At 40.1% G+C, this 17,376-nt stretch carries 15 protein-coding genes; 6 read left to right on the plus strand and 9 right to left on the minus strand.

From position 1 onward, the window contains the following. Positions 1-151 precede the first annotated feature (151 nt). A complete protein-coding gene (locus J8L71_RS04315; RefSeq protein WP_210999431.1) occupies positions 152-2,533 on the minus strand; it encodes a 3'-5' exonuclease in 2,382 nt (793 codons plus the stop codon). Between the two features lie 291 nt (positions 2,534-2,824). Then, complete coding sequence (locus tag J8L71_RS04320) at positions 2,825-3,424, minus strand: cold shock domain-containing protein (RefSeq protein WP_210999432.1); 600 nt, start codon at positions 3,422-3,424, stop codon at positions 2,825-2,827. Positions 3,425-3,829: 405 nt separating this feature from the next. Between J8L71_RS04320 and J8L71_RS04325 the strand changes: the two genes are divergently transcribed. After that, positions 3,830-4,450: a trimeric intracellular cation channel family protein gene (locus tag J8L71_RS04325; protein ID WP_154944503.1), complete on the plus strand. Its 621-nt coding sequence runs from the start codon at positions 3,830-3,832 to the stop codon at positions 4,448-4,450. 71 nt (positions 4,451-4,521) lie between these two features. On the opposite strand, the gene J8L71_RS04330 is transcribed toward J8L71_RS04325, so the two are convergent. Further along, entirely contained in the window at positions 4,522-5,031 is a 510-nt protein-coding gene (locus J8L71_RS04330; protein WP_210999433.1) for a YetF domain-containing protein, read from the minus strand. Positions 5,032-5,217: 186 nt separating this feature from the next. On the opposite strand from J8L71_RS04330, the gene gloA reads away from it, so the two are divergent. Continuing rightward, entirely contained in the window at positions 5,218-5,745 is a 528-nt protein-coding gene (gloA, locus tag J8L71_RS04335) for a lactoylglutathione lyase (RefSeq protein ID WP_210999434.1), read from the plus strand. A 66-nt stretch (positions 5,746-5,811) separates the two neighbouring features. Here gloA and htpX read toward each other — a convergent pair whose 3' ends face one another. The 6 genes from htpX to bioB all read right to left on the minus strand — a co-directional run bounded on the left by htpX (position 5,812) and on the right by bioB (position 12,468). Then, positions 5,812-6,675: a protease HtpX gene (htpX, locus tag J8L71_RS04340; RefSeq protein WP_210999435.1), complete on the minus strand. Its 864-nt coding sequence runs from the start codon at positions 6,673-6,675 to the stop codon at positions 5,812-5,814. Positions 6,676-6,934: 259 nt separating this feature from the next. After that, positions 6,935-8,494 (minus strand): FAD-dependent oxidoreductase, encoded by a 1,560-nt coding sequence (locus J8L71_RS04345; RefSeq protein ID WP_210999436.1) that lies wholly within the window; start codon positions 8,492-8,494, stop codon positions 6,935-6,937. A gap of 148 nt (positions 8,495-8,642) precedes the next feature. Next, on the minus strand, positions 8,643-9,326 hold the full coding sequence (bioD, locus tag J8L71_RS04350; protein WP_210999437.1) for a dethiobiotin synthase: 684 nt from the start codon (positions 9,324-9,326) through the stop codon (positions 8,643-8,645). A gap of 28 nt (positions 9,327-9,354) precedes the next feature. Next, positions 9,355-10,263, minus strand: coding sequence for a methyltransferase domain-containing protein (locus J8L71_RS04355; RefSeq protein ID WP_210999438.1), 909 nt, complete (start codon positions 10,261-10,263; stop codon positions 9,355-9,357). Further along, the gene (locus tag J8L71_RS04360; RefSeq protein WP_210999439.1) at positions 10,260-11,417 is read right to left on the minus strand and encodes an 8-amino-7-oxononanoate synthase; all 1,158 of its coding nucleotides are present in this window, start codon (positions 11,415-11,417) and stop codon (positions 10,260-10,262) included. Before J8L71_RS04360 ends, J8L71_RS04355 begins: the two co-directional genes overlap by 4 nt. Before the next feature lie 10 nt (positions 11,418-11,427). Next, a complete protein-coding gene (bioB, locus tag J8L71_RS04365) occupies positions 11,428-12,468 on the minus strand; it encodes a biotin synthase BioB (protein WP_058550095.1) in 1,041 nt (346 codons plus the stop codon). Between the two features lie 92 nt (positions 12,469-12,560). On the opposite strand from bioB, the gene bioA reads away from it, so the two are divergent. The 4 genes from bioA to J8L71_RS04385 all read left to right on the plus strand — a co-directional run bounded on the left by bioA (position 12,561) and on the right by J8L71_RS04385 (position 17,373). Next, positions 12,561-13,862, plus strand: coding sequence for an adenosylmethionine--8-amino-7-oxononanoate transaminase (gene bioA / locus J8L71_RS04370; protein ID WP_210999440.1), 1,302 nt, complete (start codon positions 12,561-12,563; stop codon positions 13,860-13,862). Between the two features lie 158 nt (positions 13,863-14,020). Then, on the plus strand, positions 14,021-14,833 hold the full coding sequence (locus J8L71_RS04375; protein WP_210999441.1) for a hypothetical protein: 813 nt from the start codon (positions 14,021-14,023) through the stop codon (positions 14,831-14,833). After that, on the plus strand, positions 14,834-15,874 hold the full coding sequence (locus tag J8L71_RS04380; protein WP_210999442.1) for an extracellular solute-binding protein: 1,041 nt from the start codon (positions 14,834-14,836) through the stop codon (positions 15,872-15,874). Continuing rightward, positions 15,874-17,373: an iron ABC transporter permease gene (locus J8L71_RS04385; protein WP_138682362.1), complete on the plus strand. Its 1,500-nt coding sequence runs from the start codon at positions 15,874-15,876 to the stop codon at positions 17,371-17,373. The genes J8L71_RS04380 and J8L71_RS04385 overlap by 1 nt, the downstream gene beginning before the upstream one ends. Positions 17,374-17,376 lie beyond the last annotated feature (3 nt).

Here is a 17,376-nt window from a genome sequence, read left to right on the forward strand (position 1 = left end):
AAATTTAGAATGGGTGTCTTATTAATTTTTTCTAGAGTGGGTGTCTTGATAATTTGCATTGGTGTCTTGATAATTTGCATTTGCGGACCCGCGTGATGGGTGGTGTGGGGGCTGGAGGTTGGAGACCTCCGGCTACCCGATTATGCGCTCTCTATGCAATCATTTCTAACTGCATGTTTTTCCAATCAAACTCATTACAATGCTCTTGAATATCGATTAAAAAACGACTTGCATTACTGCCCGTTTCTTTATTATAAGAAATGAACAGACTCTCCTGTGCTCTTGTCATTGCCACATAAAGTCTAGATGCATCTCTTGCTATATCATAATCTTGTGAATACTTATGAGGCATAACCCCTTCGACTACACCAACTATAAATACGTGCTGAAATTCGTGACCTTTAGCCGACTCAATCGTACTAATAGCAACACTATCAGTATTATCAATACCAACCGTCTGCTTAAGCTCATTGCTTTTGATTGAGTTTTCTTTTAATTTTTTAGCGATCCCATCTCTTACTCTTCGATTTAACCCAATAACACAGATTTCAGGATATAATTCGGTACTTTCAATGTCCTGAAACTCTCTAATTAACTCATTTACCTTATTACAAGCAAAATTTATTTCATCTTCAATATTTTTACATTTGATGATAAAGGGCTTCTCACTAACTTTTGTAGGAAAGTCTGGTTTAGTTGGTTTAGCAATATTATCCTCATCAACATCAGCAAATTCATATTTTTCAATTAATGCATATGATGCAGACATGATTTCTTTAGAGTTTCGGTAGTTTTTCTTCAGAACAAAACTTCTATTAGAAACATTAACTCCACAGTTTTTTAGGACAAACCCTTTATTGTAAATAGTTTGTGCTCCATCGCCAACAAGGAATAAGCCATCATTTATACTTGAAATCGTATTTTCAGAGGACTCCCTTAACCCCCCTATCATTGAAACTTCAAGTTGAGATAAATCTTGTACTTCATCGACAAGAATGCACCTATAAGGGGCATAGTTCACTCTTTTTGATTCCAACTTTTCTACATCTACACTTGCCCAGCCGAAACTCTCTAAAGACTCTTTGCATCCCTTGATTAATGAGTTTGCTGCAGCTACTGTACCCTCATAATCAATTTTAAAAATCTCTTTTAGCTGGGATGCTTTGTATTTCGCAGCATCTAGAAATACGTTTCTTCCTTCTGCACTTAAACGTATTTTTCGTCCATGCCTTTTAAAAGATTTGACATCTAAATACTCATTGAACTCTGAATATTGAAGTCTACTTCTGATAAAGTAGACTTCTTCTTCTACAAACTTTTTTAGTGCCTGATGGTCTAATTTTCCTAGTCTTGCAGATTTAAAATTTTCGTGAGTTTTTACAAAATTCAATACTTTTAAGTCAATTTCATGAATTAAATCACCACTATTCAGTTGACGGTAAGCTGATTCACCTTTTGGGTGTAGTTCTTTAGTTATTGTTTGGGCAAGGCTTTGTATTGTTGAAGTTTCAATAAGTGAGCCTTCTACTCCGCATAACTCTTTTATTAAAGAGTCCAGTAACTTTCTCATGCTTTCAGTTAATGTTACTAATAAAATCGGTTTTCTGTATTTTTTAGCAAGATACCTAGCACGATGTAGCATAACGCAGGTTTTTCCACTACCAGATACTCCTCGCAGTCTAGCAGGACCTTTAAAGTCTTTTATTGCTATTTCTTTTTGTTCTGGATGTAGAAATAACAACCAATCAGCCCAACTCGCATTTTCTGGAAGTTTACTGACTTCATCCCAAGTTACAAAGACTTCACTATTTTGAGGTTGATCAATAATTATAGCTAATTCCTGACCTTGAGTTACACTAGCAATACCAATCTCAAATAGAACCCTATTAGATAATTCTTTTAGCTCAGATAGATGGGAATGGGTAAATAAGTCATCAAACAAAATAGCGGAATCTGTATCTGAAATACCTTCAATATGCTCTAGAATGCTATTTGGATCACATTCCCAAGACTCTGCGTTTATTGACATAGCATATGTTTTTAGGTCTTCAGCAATACCTAACAAATCCCAGTCTTTTATCGTTAAATGTCTCAATAAAGGCAAGTCTCTGAGAGATTCAGCTGAATCAACTTCTGGATTTACAATTTTTGTTTTTTCAGGATCCTTTTCTGATATTTGGACATAATCTAACGATTGGTCTTTATTGTTTTTAATCCATTTGTAGTCTTTATGATTATCAAGCCACTCTTGAGTATCATCATGATCACCAGCAAAAAGAAAAGCTCGCGTTTTCAAGTTTTCTTCTACAAGCTGTACAACTAATCGATACCCACCACCAAGATCATACTTTTCAACATTATCTAATCTTGTTTCACCGTTCTTAGTTCTATTAATCGAAGTTATTGCGCCTTCTGTAGCCGCTTCACTTTGAGCGGCTCTTACTTTAACGGTTGCATCTTTGCCTTTTTTTCCATGTTTTAATAATTTTCTAAAACATTTATTAAGGGCTTTAGTTTGTACTACCTTATACATTTAGGAGATCCTTACATGGTTAAATTTATGATGATGGCGCATAACAGCTTATTGAACCCTACTTTGGGGGGTTATAACCCCCCAAAACGGCATATGTTACGTTGTTCGATAATTACACCAAACAACTCGTTTATAATTAGACAATAACAATTGCCATTCAGTAGCCTTTATTATTTAACCCTATAACCCATTTTAATAATTTTATGGGGTAGATTGCGCATCACTGTATTTATATACAGCATACAGTAAAGCCTATTTTAAATTTAACTTTTAACTAATCGGTTTCTAAAATTACCATTCATTTTGAAACCTTGTATCGTTCTCACAAGGATTACCATCACCGTCGCCATCCATTTTTGTATTCGGGCAGTTATTAATAAAAAACACCGCCTCTTCGCGTGAGCGCATTTCAGTACAATACTGCCTGCCATCACACGTAAAATTTTGCGTGCTTTTAGGAATAACGACTTTAGGGTATTGTTCATCAAAGGTAGCTAAATCGTCATTTGTAATAACAGGAATTTGGCTGCTTGAGTGAGTGTTGTATTTATTTACTGCGATAAAGCCAAGCACGGCGATAATGCTAATTGACGCGACTTTAGCTAAAAAGCTACTAGCAAAATTAGATTTAGCAATGCGGTGCGGCTGTTGTTTGTGTTTTTGGTAAGGTGCTTTAAGCTCTGTAACGCCTTCTATGCGGCAATTAATTGCTTTGGTTTTACCATCTGGCTGCGTAGCAACTTCAAAATAAATGGTGTCGCCAACTTTTGGCTTGCGGCTCATGTGTTTAAGCGCTGATATGTGTATAAACGTGTCGTGTTTTAGGGTGTCTGATTTAATAAAACCAAACCCTTTGTCAGTTTTCCACGTTTTTAACAATCCCTTGTGCATGTATCCGCCTATTTTGCTTAAGCTGCGTTTTACGCAAATTCCATTTAGTTAACACTTATTATTATACGTTCCTAAATTAAAACCATGCAACTAAATATTCATGTTGCGTTAATTTTTTACGCTTTACCTAATTAACTCAACTATTAAATTCAGCCTAAAAATAAACGCGCTAAAACAACTAAACCTGACCTGTTTTATTTATAATTTGCGGCCAAATGTCCTTTAATTCATATCAACCATTAGGTACTCACCCACCAGCTTAACAGCTTGTTTACACTCAGTTTTGTTATTAGTTATTTCTATCTAAATTAACCGTTTTTAGTACGATTTTTCATTCGTTATTTACTTAATTTATCTATACAATCCACACCTTATTTTTACGCACGTATTTTAAGTGATTATCTCATGTTACTAACCGTTGTTTATATTATTGGTATTACCGCAGAAGCCATGACCGGCGCACTTAGTGCTGGGCGTATGAAAATGGATTGGTTTGGTGTTGTACTGGTTGCCAGTGCTACGGCCATTGGTGGTGGCAGCGTGCGAGATATTTTACTAGGCAATTACCCGCTCACCTGGGTACAGCACCCTGAATATTTATTAATTACCTGTATTGCCGGTATTGTCACTACGTGGCTTGCTAAGTGGGTGGTTAAATTTAAGGGCATTTTTATGCGCCTAGACGCCCTTGGTTTAGCTGCCTTTAGTATTATTGGCTGCCAAGTTGGCCTAAATATGGGCCTGCATTACGGTATTTGTGTAGTGGCTGCGGTTGTAACGGGTGTTTTTGGTGGGTTACTACGTGATTTAATATGTCGCCAAGCGCCGCTGGTATTACATAACGAGCTATACGCGAGTGTATCGTTACTTGTTGCCTGTTTATACTTGGCACTACACCATTACAATATTGATGACAACATCAGCATTATTGCAAGCCTTGTTGCAGGGTACTTAATACGTATGGCATCAATACGCTTTAAATGGCGCTTACCGACCTTTAGTTTATTAGAGCAGCACGCTAAATAAAAATACGCTTTACTACCAAATAAGGCAGGTATTAAACCTACCTTAATTAATATAATTATTAGCGTATTACTTTATTGCTCGCTTACATCACTCAGCGCGCTTTTTAACCCGCTGTTATTTTGCTTAAGTACACTAAAACTGCCGTCGGTTTCGAGCACTACGGCGGCAACATCTTCTATGGCTAATATACCCGCACCACGAATAGCCGCGCGAATTTCTGATTTAGTTACCCGTTGCGACTCAAGTGCTGCCGTGCAGTATTCACCATCACTTAGTAAGAGCGTGGGCTCTGCTTTTATGAGTGACGCAAATTTAGATGAGCGCACACTAAGCCACGTAATAACATATTGCAGCCCTATTAACACAACAAACGCGAGTATACCCTCTATCAACGCAACGCTTTTTGAAATGATCACCGAGGCTAAAATAGAACCCAGCGCAATGGTGACTATAAAGTCGAACACGTTCCATTTAGAAAGCGTACGCTTGCCCGATATACGCAGCCAAAACACCAGTGCGATATAACCGAGTACGCCAATAATAAGTACGCGTATTAAACCCTGCATATCATCAAAAAACATAGTTACTCCCTGTAGTTTAAATTACGTATTGCCTTGAGTTAAACCGTACATGCCTACAAATTAAAACTGTATGAATAAAAGGGGTAAGTAGTAAGTTAAAGTAGTTTAAATTTAAACTACGGTTGATTATGATAGTTTAAGCATTATATCTCTATTTTCGCTTCTTAATTTATACAAAGGATTACCATGTCTAGCTATAACGAATCTCCAGAGCAAATTGAACAAGCCACTTCAGGCTATGTGATGCAGCAAACTATGTTGCGTATTAAAGATCCCAAACCGTCGCTCGAATTTTATCAAAATGTATTAGGTATGAAGCTGTTAGGTAAGTATGACTTTCCTGAAATGAAGTTTACGCTGTACTTTTTAGGCTACGAACCAGAGCAGCCAGAAGGTGATGATAAAACTAAAGCAAAATGGGTATTTGGCCGCCCTGCGCTAATAGAGCTTACCCATAACTGGGGCACAGAAAACGACGACAGCTTTGAGGGTTACCACAGCGGTAACCAAGAGCCTAAAGGCTTTGGCCATATTGGTATTAGTGTACCAGATGTTTACGCAGCCAGTGAGCGCTTTGCAAAGTACGATGTAGAGTTTGTTAAAAAGCCAGACGATGGCTCAATGAAGGGGTTAGCATTTATAAAAGACCCTGACGGCTACTGGATAGAAATACTCTCACCAGAGGGCATTACCGATATTATTTTTGGTAAATAACCAGCTTACTACACACTAAAAAGCCAGCTATTACGCTGGCTTTTGTGTTTTTAAATAAGGGTTAGCTTATTTACGTAATGCGTCTATTCGCGCATCAAGCGGTGGGTGAGATGAAAACAGCTCAGCAACACCTTTACCACTTGCAATACCAAAAGCCATCATAGAGCCTTGTAATTGCGATGGGTGGTTTTGCTTTAATCGCTCAAGGGCTGAGCGCATTTTATCAGCACCTACCAATTTAGCTGCGCCGCTGTCGGCTGCAAATTCGCGTTTACGGCTGTAACTAGCCACCACTATGCTTGCAAGCACACCAAATAATACTTGGAATAGCATGTCGAATAAGAAGTAAGACCAGCTACTGCCGCCCTCTTCCTCATCGCCACTTAAAAAGTTGTCAACTATGCCTGCTAGTACTTTTGCAGCAAATATTACAAAGGTATTTACCACGCCTTGTATTAGTGTAAGCGTTACCATGTCGCCGTTAGCTACGTGCGATACTTCGTGGGCAAGTACGGCTTCGGCTTGGTCTTGGCTCATGTTATGTAATAAGCCTGAGCTTACCGCCACCAGCGAGTTGTTTTTACTTGGGCCGGTTGCAAACGCGTTCATTTCTGGACTGTCGTAAATTGCCACCTCAGGCATTTTAATACCTGCTTTTTGTGCTTGTGCAGATACGGTTTGTACAAGCCAGTGCTCGGTTTCATTACGTGGTTGGGTAATTACTTGTGCGCCGGTTGATTTTTTAGCAATCCACTTAGACATAAATAACGAAATAAACGAGCCACCAAAGCCAAATACAGTGGCTATAAGTAATATTCCGCCAAGGCTACGATGGCTTAAGCCCAGCACACTCATTATTATTGAAAGCACTACACCTAATACCAACATAACCGCTAGGTTAGTTAATAAAAACAAAAATATACGTTTCATATTGTCCTCACAAAAATAGGTTTGATCACCGAACATAAAATTAAATTAGGTTAAAGCAATCACTGCGTCATGACACACTATGTCATAACGTTAGCGCTATTCTGTGACAAACTATGTCATAACGCAAGTGTTATTTGTGGGTTTATAAATAAATTTTTTTGATGGGTTTTAGGGCATGAAATTTTTATAGGCTTACTGTTATTTAAAAATAACAGCAATCCTAAAACTTATATTTATCAGGTAGTTAATGGATTTAAGATTAGGTAGCTTTGTTTATACCATTATTAATATTTGCCATAGCTACAGGGAAACCACGCTCTTTTGCAAGTACTTGTGCAATTTTAGTTATGTCTTCATTACAGTTGTGTTCAAGATACGCCCATTGGTGGTTATTACGGTGATTATTAATATTCGGCTCGCTACTTACTAAGCCTAACTTTGTAAATTCAGCGACTATTTCGTCGGCAGCAATAAGCGTAGATGACGCTTTTACGTTTTCGGCGCGCGCATAGCTAATATGCGAATATAAGCTAACATCAGCTACCCGTAATGTGTCGTCTTCTCCTGGGATTTGTTGCCCACCAAATAATGCATTGTTTTGCGTATCTGCATTATTAAATGCCGGTACAAACTCGGCAACAAAATCTATCGCTTTTTGGCTGCGTGCTTTAAGTGCATCTTTATCCCAGCCTTCACTTATATAGTTTAAGTATTTGCTAGGTAGTTTTGGTTGGGCGCTATTACTGCTTGTTTCTGCAAGGCCATCGTTAAATAGTGTTATTGCGTTGGTCATACCATGTATTTGAAAGTACCCGTCTGGGTATGGTGTTAACTGCGCCATACCTTCGGGCGTACCACGGTTACCGTAAATAATAATTTCGGGTATTTGCCCACCTGCGCCCTGCCAATGTGTAATATACGAAGCTTTAAATTCGACCATACGTTTAGCATCAACCCCTACCATGTCATCAACAATACCGGTTTGAAACCCGCAGGCATTAATAAGGTAATCAACTTCTGTTGTTTGCGTGCCGTTACTTTGTGCGCTTTGGTGTTCAATTTGCCAAGTTGGTGATTGGGTTTTGTCATTACTGCTATTAACTTGGCTGACCTGTTTAACCTCTGTACTGGTAAGTACGTTAGCGTGTTCATATTGTGCTAGTGCAAGTTGTGCACTGGCCGATAATCTAAATATGTTCCAGCCATATTCTTGAGCAACAATGAGTGGGTATTTAATTTTGTTTAAATTTAGATGCTTGGCAACGGGGATCATCCACTCATCAAGTGTTTTTGGCTCTGCTATTTGCTCTTTATGTGAAAGCGCGATCATTTGCTCATAGCTATAAAGTTGGTAGTAATTGTCGGGCTCGCCAAGCACTTGGTTGTTAGGGTCTTGCTTAACTAACTCTTTATACGCATTGGTTATTTTATTTAACCTTGGTAGTAAATCATCGGGTGAGTCGTCATCGCGCTTTGGTACAGCAAACACTGTTGGACGTACGTCTATGGTGTAAGGGTACAGCCTTAAAATATCAATGCATTGCTTTAGTAACTCTACGCAGTCTTCGTCGGGTATTTCACGATATAAATTACCCCCTGCGTGTAAGTGGCACATAGGTGGGCCATCTATTAATGACTTTTTTTTCTCAAAAACGGTGGTGTGTATACCCAAAGCCGCTAAGCGAATTGCTATTGTTGCTCCTGCTGTGCCCCCACCTAAAATACCCACACGGGTTTTAGGCAAAGCACTTTTAAGTACGTCTGGCTCGGCCTTTACGTGCGTATTTTGAGCGTAATTTTCAATAAATGGGTGGGTCATAAGAGGGGTTATTTCCTTAGTAACAATAGCAACTTAGTTATTAGTGATATATGTGTACTAAGGATAGCTATTTCAAGGGAAAATTAAATTATTAAGCATATGTATTTATTACAAAACTGCTTTATAACTAGTTACAAAGCAGTTGGGTTTAGGAGTTAATAGCAAAGGTGTTAAGTAACGTTTTGTATATTTGTAATTTTGGCGTTTGCTCACTGTAAGGGCTTATTGCCAGAATAGGAAACGGTAAACGTGCTTTTAGCGAATCAAGGTTAGCTTGGTACTCGTCCATGTTTGGATCTACTTGGTTTGCAATCCACCCTACACAATTAATGCCTAAACTTTGCATATGAGCGGCTGTAAGTAAGGCATGGTTTAAACAGCCTAATTTCATGCCTACTACTAATATTACAGGTAGTTGCTCTGCTTTAACCCAATCGTATAAATAATCGGTGTTATTAATAGGTAATGCCCAGCCACCAGCACCTTCGGTTAGGTGATAATCGGCACCTTGCTGTTTCAGTGTTGAGTACGCTGCGCTTAGTTTATCAAGCGTAATGGTTTCGCCTACTTGCTTTGCTGCTATGTGCGGAGCAATTGGCGGCGCAAATGCAAATGGGTTTATTACATCGTACTTGGCGCTTACCGTTGCGCTTTCCATAAGCATAAGCGCATCGGCGTTTACTAGCTGTTCAAATGCCATTTCGCAGCCAGCAGCAATGGGTTTAAAACCAATAGCTGGCTTTTTATGTTGAGCAAGTAGCTTTAATAGCAAACTGGTTACATGGGTTTTGCCTGCATCGGTATCGGTGCCCGTAATAAAAAATTCTTTCATTGATTAACCTTGGTATTTTAATCGTGCGCTATTTAAATTTTGTGATTGATTTTTGTAGTGATAACAATACCACATGGTACGACACACACGCTTGATTGTTTATAAGCGGATACGCATTACACACCTTTTGCAGTGCCGATTTAGTTAATAACCCTTGGCGTGTATTAGTATGATTTTGCGTAGTAGCACCAATGGCTTTAATTGATTTAATGGCCTTTAAAGGTGTTGAGTAACAATCGGTATAAACCCTTTTTTGTGTGCTATTAATTGCAAACTCAGCCTTTTGGACTGATTGGTTTATATATTCTTGTGTATTAAATGTGTTTATATGGCTACTGTTATCAAGCGCAGTAAAGGCTGTTTTTATTTCATTAAGTGACCCCTCAACCACAGTGCTTATATACGCCTGCCCGCCAGGTTTTAAAACACGATAAAGTGATTGCATTAACAATTCAAAATTAGCAGACCACTGCACAGCAAAGTTACTAAATATGGCATCTACACTGTTTGCTTGTAGCGGTAGGTTATCCATATCGGCGCAAATACGTGGTGAGCTTAACGCGCTGCTTTTTAACATGTTTAAGCTTAAATCTATAGCTATTACCTGCCCAAACTGATTTTGCAACGTATGTGTATTAACAAGCGGGCCTGCTCCTAAATCTACACACAGTTTGTTTTTATTTTGTGGATTTGCATTTATTGATTTAAATAAGTCGTTTGCTGCACGTTTTTGTACATTAGCATGGCTGTTGTATTGCTCTGCCGCTTTTGAAAACTTAGTTTGCGCTGCTTTTTTTAGTGACTTATTGGCTGGGGGTTTAGTTATACAGCTCGCCGTATTTGCAATTAGATTTATGTTTTGAGGCACTTTATACTCAACTACCTCAGTTATACGCTCAGCTTGGTTTTGTGTATTAGTTAATGCGCGTGCAATCATGCTATTGCACCTTTTAAATGTTTAATTAGCGTTGTTATATCAGCTTGGGTGTGAGCAGCGGTTAACGTAATTCGTAAGCGAGCGGTATTATGCGCAACCGTGGGTGGGCGAATAGCTGTTAGCCAAATACCGTGCTTTTTTAATATCTCGGCGGCTTTTAGTGTTTGCTCAGCGCAGCCAAGTACGATGGGTTGAATCGCTGTGTTTGACTCCATCACGGCTAGGTTATGCGTTTTAGCAAGCTGTTTAAAAAAAGCAATATTGCTACTAAGTTGCTCGCGTTTGCTGTTTGCTGTTTTAATTGTTTTTAAACGGATAAGTGTAAGGTGCGCCATAAGCGGCGACATAGCGGTTGAATACGTGTAATCGCGATTAAATTGCAGCATGTAATTTATGAACTCTTTACTTGCTAGTACACACGCCCCGCTACTTGCTATGGCTTTGCCAAAGGTAATAACCAGTATTTCGGGAAGCGCTAAACCCTCATCTAACAATGCTTCGCAGCTACCTAAACCCGTTTTACCTAATGCACCAAAGCCGTGTGCGTCGTCTATCATAAGCCATGCATTATGTGCTTTAGCCAAGGCGAGTAAATCTTTTAGTGGCGCAGTATCGCCATCCATCGAAAACACCCCTTCGCTAATAATTAGCTTGTTTTGCGCTTTTGATTTTTCGAGCCGTGAGCGTAAATGGTTTAAATCGTTATGATTAAAGCGCACTAATGCGGCGTTAGAATGCATTGCCCCGTCAATTAAACTGGCATGATTTAACTTATCTTGAAAAATAGCACTATTTTGCGCGGCGGTTTTGTCTTGAAACAGCGCTTTAATTACACTGCTATTTGCACTAAAGCCAGAGTTAAACAACATACCTGCGCCATAGCCAAATTGCCCACATAAATACTGCTCAAGCTGTTGTTGCTGCACTTGATATCCTGTAACCAACGGCGAGCTGTGGCTACCAAGTGTTTGGCTTTGCCCAAAGTTTAATGCGCAATCACCAAAGCCTAAGTAATCATTGCTCGCAAAGTTAAGATAGGTTTCATCATTTACTGTAATGGTGCGGGCTGTGGCGCTTTGTACAATATGGCGATTACGTAATAACGCATCTTGCTGGCGCGATTTAAGATGCGTATTTATAAATTCAAATGGCATACGTTTAAACTTAAGCTTCGTAAAACAGTTCTGACGTTGCTTTATCAGCCACTTGCGATGAAAGCGACGCTGCTACGGCTTCGTCTGAGTAATCTTCGCGAGTTTCTGGGTTCATGCCTAATTTTTTAATGAGGTTCATGTCGGCATCGGCTTCTGGGTTTTCGGTTGTTAGTAGCTTATCGCCATAAAAAATTGAGTTAGCGCCTGCAAAAAAGCACATTGATTGCATTTGCTCGTTCATGGCGTTGCGACCTGCTGATAAACGCACATAGCTGTGTGGCATCATAATACGGGCTGTGGCTATGGTACGTATAAATTCAAAGTGGTCTAAATCGTCAACGTTTTCAAGCGGTGTGCCTTTTACTTTAACCAGCATATTAATAGGGACGCTTTCGGGTTGTTGTGGCAAGTTAGCTAACTGCATTAACAAACCAAAACGGTCGCTTGCTTGCTCGCCCATACCGACTATACCGCCTGAGCACACTTTCATGCCTGCATCACGTACATGATCAATCGTGTTTAATCTGTCTTGAAATGTGCGAGTTGATATTATTTGCTCGTAGTATTCAGGTGAGGTGTCAAGGTTATGATTATAGTAATCAAGCCCTGCACTGCTTAGTTCATGGGCTTTTTCGTTGCTAAGTTTACCAAGGGTCATACAGGTTTCTAGGCCAAGCTCTTTTACTTCTTTAACCATTTGCGAAATGTACGGCATGTCTCTGTCTTTTGGATCTGACCAAGCTGCTCCCATACAAAAACGTGTAGCGCCTTTTTGTTTAGCAAGGCGTGCTTGCTCTACTACTTTTTCTACTTCTATTAGGCGTTCGCGTTCTAGGTCGGTTTTATAGTGCCCCGATTGCGGGCAATATTTACAGTCTTCTGGGCAAGCGCCTGTTTTAATAGATAACAAAGTAGATATTTGTACTTCGTTAGGATTAAAATTAGCACGGTGAACCGACGCCGCTTTAAAGAGTAAATCGTTAAATGGCATTTCAAATAATGCTTTAACTTGTGCGTGGGTCCAATCGTGGCGAACAGGTGCAAATTCCATAGTAGTCTCTTATTTTTCTCAGTGGTGATATTGGCTTAGTCTACGTCTTGAAGTACCATTGTCAACGAAGCCCACCAAGTTAAAGTTTACATATGAATGAAAAACAAACGATTGACCTTGATTTTGATCGTGAGCACATTTGGCACCCATATACGTCTATGACTCAGCCAATTCCGGTTTACCCAGTTACCCATGCCAATCATAATTTAATTCACCTAGAAACCGGCGAGCAACTTATAGATGGCATGGCCTCATGGTGGAGCGCTATACATGGCTATAACCACCCTACTTTAAACGCTGCCATGGTTGAGCAAATAAATAGCATGAGCCACATAATGTTTGGTGGCATAACGCATAACAGCGCGGTTGAGCTGTGTAAAAAGCTTGTTGCTATTACCCCTGAAAATTTAACCAAAGTATTTTTAGCCGATAGCGGCTCGGTTAGTGTAGAAGTCGCTATTAAAATGGCCCTGCAATATTGGCTAAGCCAAGGCATTACTACTAAACAAAAATTAATGACCCCGTATAAGGGTTACCATGGCGATACATTTGCTGCCATGAGCGTATGCGATCCCGTTAACTCAATGCACAGTTTATATAGCGGCTTTTTACCCGAGCATATATTTGTGCCTGCGCCAGTTAGTCAATTTGGTAGCGAGTTTAACCAAGCAGAAGCCCAAACGCTTGAGCAATACTTTAAAGCGCACCACAACCAAGTAGCCGCCTTTATTATTGAGCCCATAGTGCAAAACGCGGGTGGTATGAACTTTTATCACCCCGATTATCTAGCCTGCGTTCGCACACTTTGCAGCCAATATAATGTACTACTGATTTGCGACGAAATAGCCACAGGCTTTGGCCGCACGGGTAAATTATTTGCTGTTGAGCACGCTGACATTGAGCCCGACATTTTATGTATAGGCAAAGCACTTACCGGTGGCTCAATGACGCTTTCAGCAACGCTTACCAGCGAAAAAATAGCAACGGGTATTAGTGAAGGCGAAGCCGGTGTTTTGATGCACGGACCTACCTTTATGGGTAACCCACTCGCCTGTGCCGTGGCGTGTGCGAGCATTGATTTACTTTTAGCGCAGGATTGGCAACAACGTATTAGCGATATAAACAGCCAATTACAACAACTTAATAAGTGCCGTGAACTTAATGATGTAGCTGATGTACGCACATTAGGCGCAATAGGTGTAGTAGAGCTAAACGATGCAGCAGGCAGCGTTGATGTAGCTAAAATTCAAGCCTACTTTGTTGAGCAAGGCGTATGGATTCGCCCGTTTGGTAAACTTATTTACCTTATGCCTCCGTATATAAGTGACGCAAACAGCATTAAAACACTGTGTGATGCTATTTATAATGCAATTAAAGGTAAACATTACGCCTAATTTCTGCGCTTGTTAAACTTTAAACCGTATTTATACGTAACTTAGCGCTGTATTTAGTGTTTTTATCTATTTACCCAGTTTGTGGTTATTGATCTAGCTGATCAATACGGATATGATAATGTCTATCATTTACAATTACCTTTATGGACTCTTCTGCAATGAATTTATTATTTAAACCAGCTAAAACCTTAGGTGCAAGCCTTTTACTTGCTTCAGCTTTTATGGCGCAGCCAGTACTTGCTAATGGCCCAATTGGTGAGCATGTAAATCACCTTCAAGCTAATCTAAAAAGTTATGCTGAAGAAGTAGAATGGATGGTAGGCAAAGTAGATACCATGGTAAGCGACTACGATACAAAAGGCGCTAAAGCGGTTAAAACTGACGATTTAATTGAATACTGGGAGTCTGTTAAGTTCCACAGCGCAATTGAAACAAACTACGTACCTGTTTACGCATCTATTTGGCAAGGTATATATGGCGTAAAAATGGCCATTGAAAATGGTAAACCTGCCGCTGAAGTACGTAAAGAGCAAGAAGCGATGAACATAGCCTTGTGGCAAGGCCTTGGTGCTGTTAAGCTTGCCGCAAAATTCCAGCAAAAAGGCTTGTTAGACACTGTAAAAGCAACGGCTACAGAAGAAATGACTCAAAGTGCAACAATTGATGAAATTAAGCACAAATTAGACCGAGTAGTCGCTAAATTTGCTGAACGTTTACAAGATGAAGCCACTGACATTGTTCACGATACTTACCTACACCTATTTGAAGGCGTAGAAGGTACGCTTATCGAACAAGATGCCAACTTAGTTGAAGTGCTGGAAAAAGACTTTAACGTAACACTGCCACAAGCAATTAAAAATGGTAAAAGCGTAGACGACGTACGCAATGTGGTAAGTGATATGCAAACCAAATTAGACCGCGCTAAAACGCTTATAGAAAAAGCAGAGAAGTCGCGTAAGGATGTATTTTAAGTGAAGCGTAGGACCTTTATACAAGGCCTAGCTGCGTTAGGGGTTGTTGGCTCATTGCCACTTCCTCTTTCTCGCGCACTAGCTGCCAATATAGCAAACCCTGTTTCTGTTGATGATTTACCAAAGCTTAAAGGTGAGCTCACCTTATATTTAGGCCGTGGTGAAGGCGGTTTATACGAAAACGTATTACAAGCTATTCAAAAAAGAAATCCAGACTTTAAGTTAGGCATACGCCGAGGTCCAACTGCTGCACTCGCAAATACCATTGTTGCCGAGGCTAAAGCCGGCGTTAAACGCGCTGATTTGTTTTGGGCTGTAGATTCTGGTGCTATTGGTTTAGTAACCGACGCTGGACTTGCTCAAAAAATTCCTACTGATTTATCTGAGCAGTTACAGCCGCAATTTAGATACAAAGAATGGGCTCCTGTAACTGGGCGCATTAGAACATTGCCTTACAACACTTCTCGCTTAACGAAAGATCAAATTCCGACAAGTATTATGGAAATTGCCGATAGCGATTTAAGCATTGGCTGGGCGCCGGCTTATGCGTCTTTTCAATCGTTTGTAACCGCAATGAGAATTTTAGAAGGTGATGACAAAACCGCTAAATGGCTTAAAAAAGTTCAAAAACGCTCTAAAACCTATGCCGGTGAACTGGGTGTAGTTATGGGTGTTGAACGCGGTGAAGTAGATATTGGCTTTGCTAATCACTATTACACTCTTCGCCTTAAATCAGGCAAACCGGATGCAAAACTCGATTTAGCCTTTACTCAAAATGATGCAGGATGTTTAGTTAATGCATCGGGCGTACTTGCACTAAACGACGACCCACTTGCTACTAACTTTATGCGTTATTTACTTAGTAAAGAAGTACAAGGTTATTTAGCAACTGAAGCGTACGAAATTCCGCTAATAAATAACATTAGCCAACCCGATGGATTACCATCGCTTGCTAATATTTCACCGCCGAAGATAGATTTAACCCAATTGGCAGATTTACGACCTACCATCGATTTGATGAGAAATAACGGCGTTTTATAATGCGACTACCCGCTTCTTACCCAATGGCGCTGCTTGCAGCGCTCATTACGCTTACCCCTGTTTTTATATTAATGGTACTGGCTAGCGATGCTAGTACTGTTTTTGATAGTCATAATTTAAAAATTTTAGGAAACACCCTGTCGTTAATGGGCTTAACTGTTTTAGGCTCTATTTTAATTGGTGTGCCTTTGGCGTTTATTAGTGCCTATGTGCACTTACCCTTTAAAAAATTATGGCTGGTATTTTTTGCAGCGCCACTTGCTGTACCCAGCTATATTGGTGCATTTACTTTGTACGCGGCCTTTGGCCCCGGCGGTGAAATTAATACAGTAACCGGCATAGAAACCCCTTCTATGTATGGGTTAACTGGCGCTGCCATTGTAATGACTTTGTATACCTTCCCTTTTGTAATGATGACTACCCGCTCATCGCTTTTAAGCTTAGATGCTAGTATGGTTAACGCAGCGCGTACTTTAGGTATGTCGATGACACAAAGCGTGTTTAAAGTAATATTACCGCGTGTAGTTAATGGCATTGCAGCAGGTTCTTTATTAGTTGCGCTTTACACCCTCTCTGATTTTGGTACTCCGGCGATGATGCGCCTAGATACCTTTACCCGCGTTATATACGTAGAATACAACGCATTTGCGTTAGGCCGAGCAGCAATGCTTTCATTGCAGCTAATGGTAATTGTTGGCTTTTTATTATTAATAGAATCACAAATAAAAACAGCCAGTGAAAAACAAGGTCGTCCGCTAATTTTATTTCCGAGCAAGTGGCAGTTAAGTGCTATGTTTGTGGCCTTTGCGCCGGTGTTATTGTTAGCCATTGGTTTGCCTCTAGCCATTTTTACACTGTGGTTAGGGCGTGATGGTTTTAGCTCGTTCGATTTTAATATTGCTTGGAACTCAGCTTATGCATCAGCCATTGCTGCAGTGGTTGCCGTAATTGTTGCCGTGCCAGTTGCCCATGCTGCATTAAGTGGCAAAGCCGGTAAAGTAATGGAGCGCGTGACATATTTTGGTTTTGGTATTCCGGGTATAGTAATGGGTACTGCTTTGGTTTATGGCGGCTTACAACTTCCGTTTTTATATCAAACATTAGGGCTTTTAATTATTGCTTATATGCTACGTTTTTTACCGCTTGCGGTAGGCTCTGTTCGTACTAGCACAGAACACTTAGATCCTAGTTTAATTAAATCTGCCAGAGTATTAGGCGCAAGCCCACGTGAAGCCTTTACACGTATTACATTACCGCTGACTATGCGCGGAATAATAGCAGGTGCAGCACTTGTGTTTTTAGAGTCTATGCGTGAACTTGAAGCCACTCTTTTACTTGGCCCTACAGGCTTTGAAACACTTTCAACCTACTTATGGCGTGTTTACGAAGCAGGTTATTTTGGCCGCGCTGCAATACCTGGTTTATTGTTAGTAGTGATTTCTGCGTGCGCGTTAGCTATTATGCTCACTGGCGAAAAACGCAATCAGTTAGAACATTAAGGA

Origin of the sequence: Pseudoalteromonas sp. MMG007, assembly GCF_018100985.1 — a bacterium.
Taxonomy (GTDB): domain Bacteria; phylum Pseudomonadota; class Gammaproteobacteria; order Enterobacterales; family Alteromonadaceae; genus Pseudoalteromonas.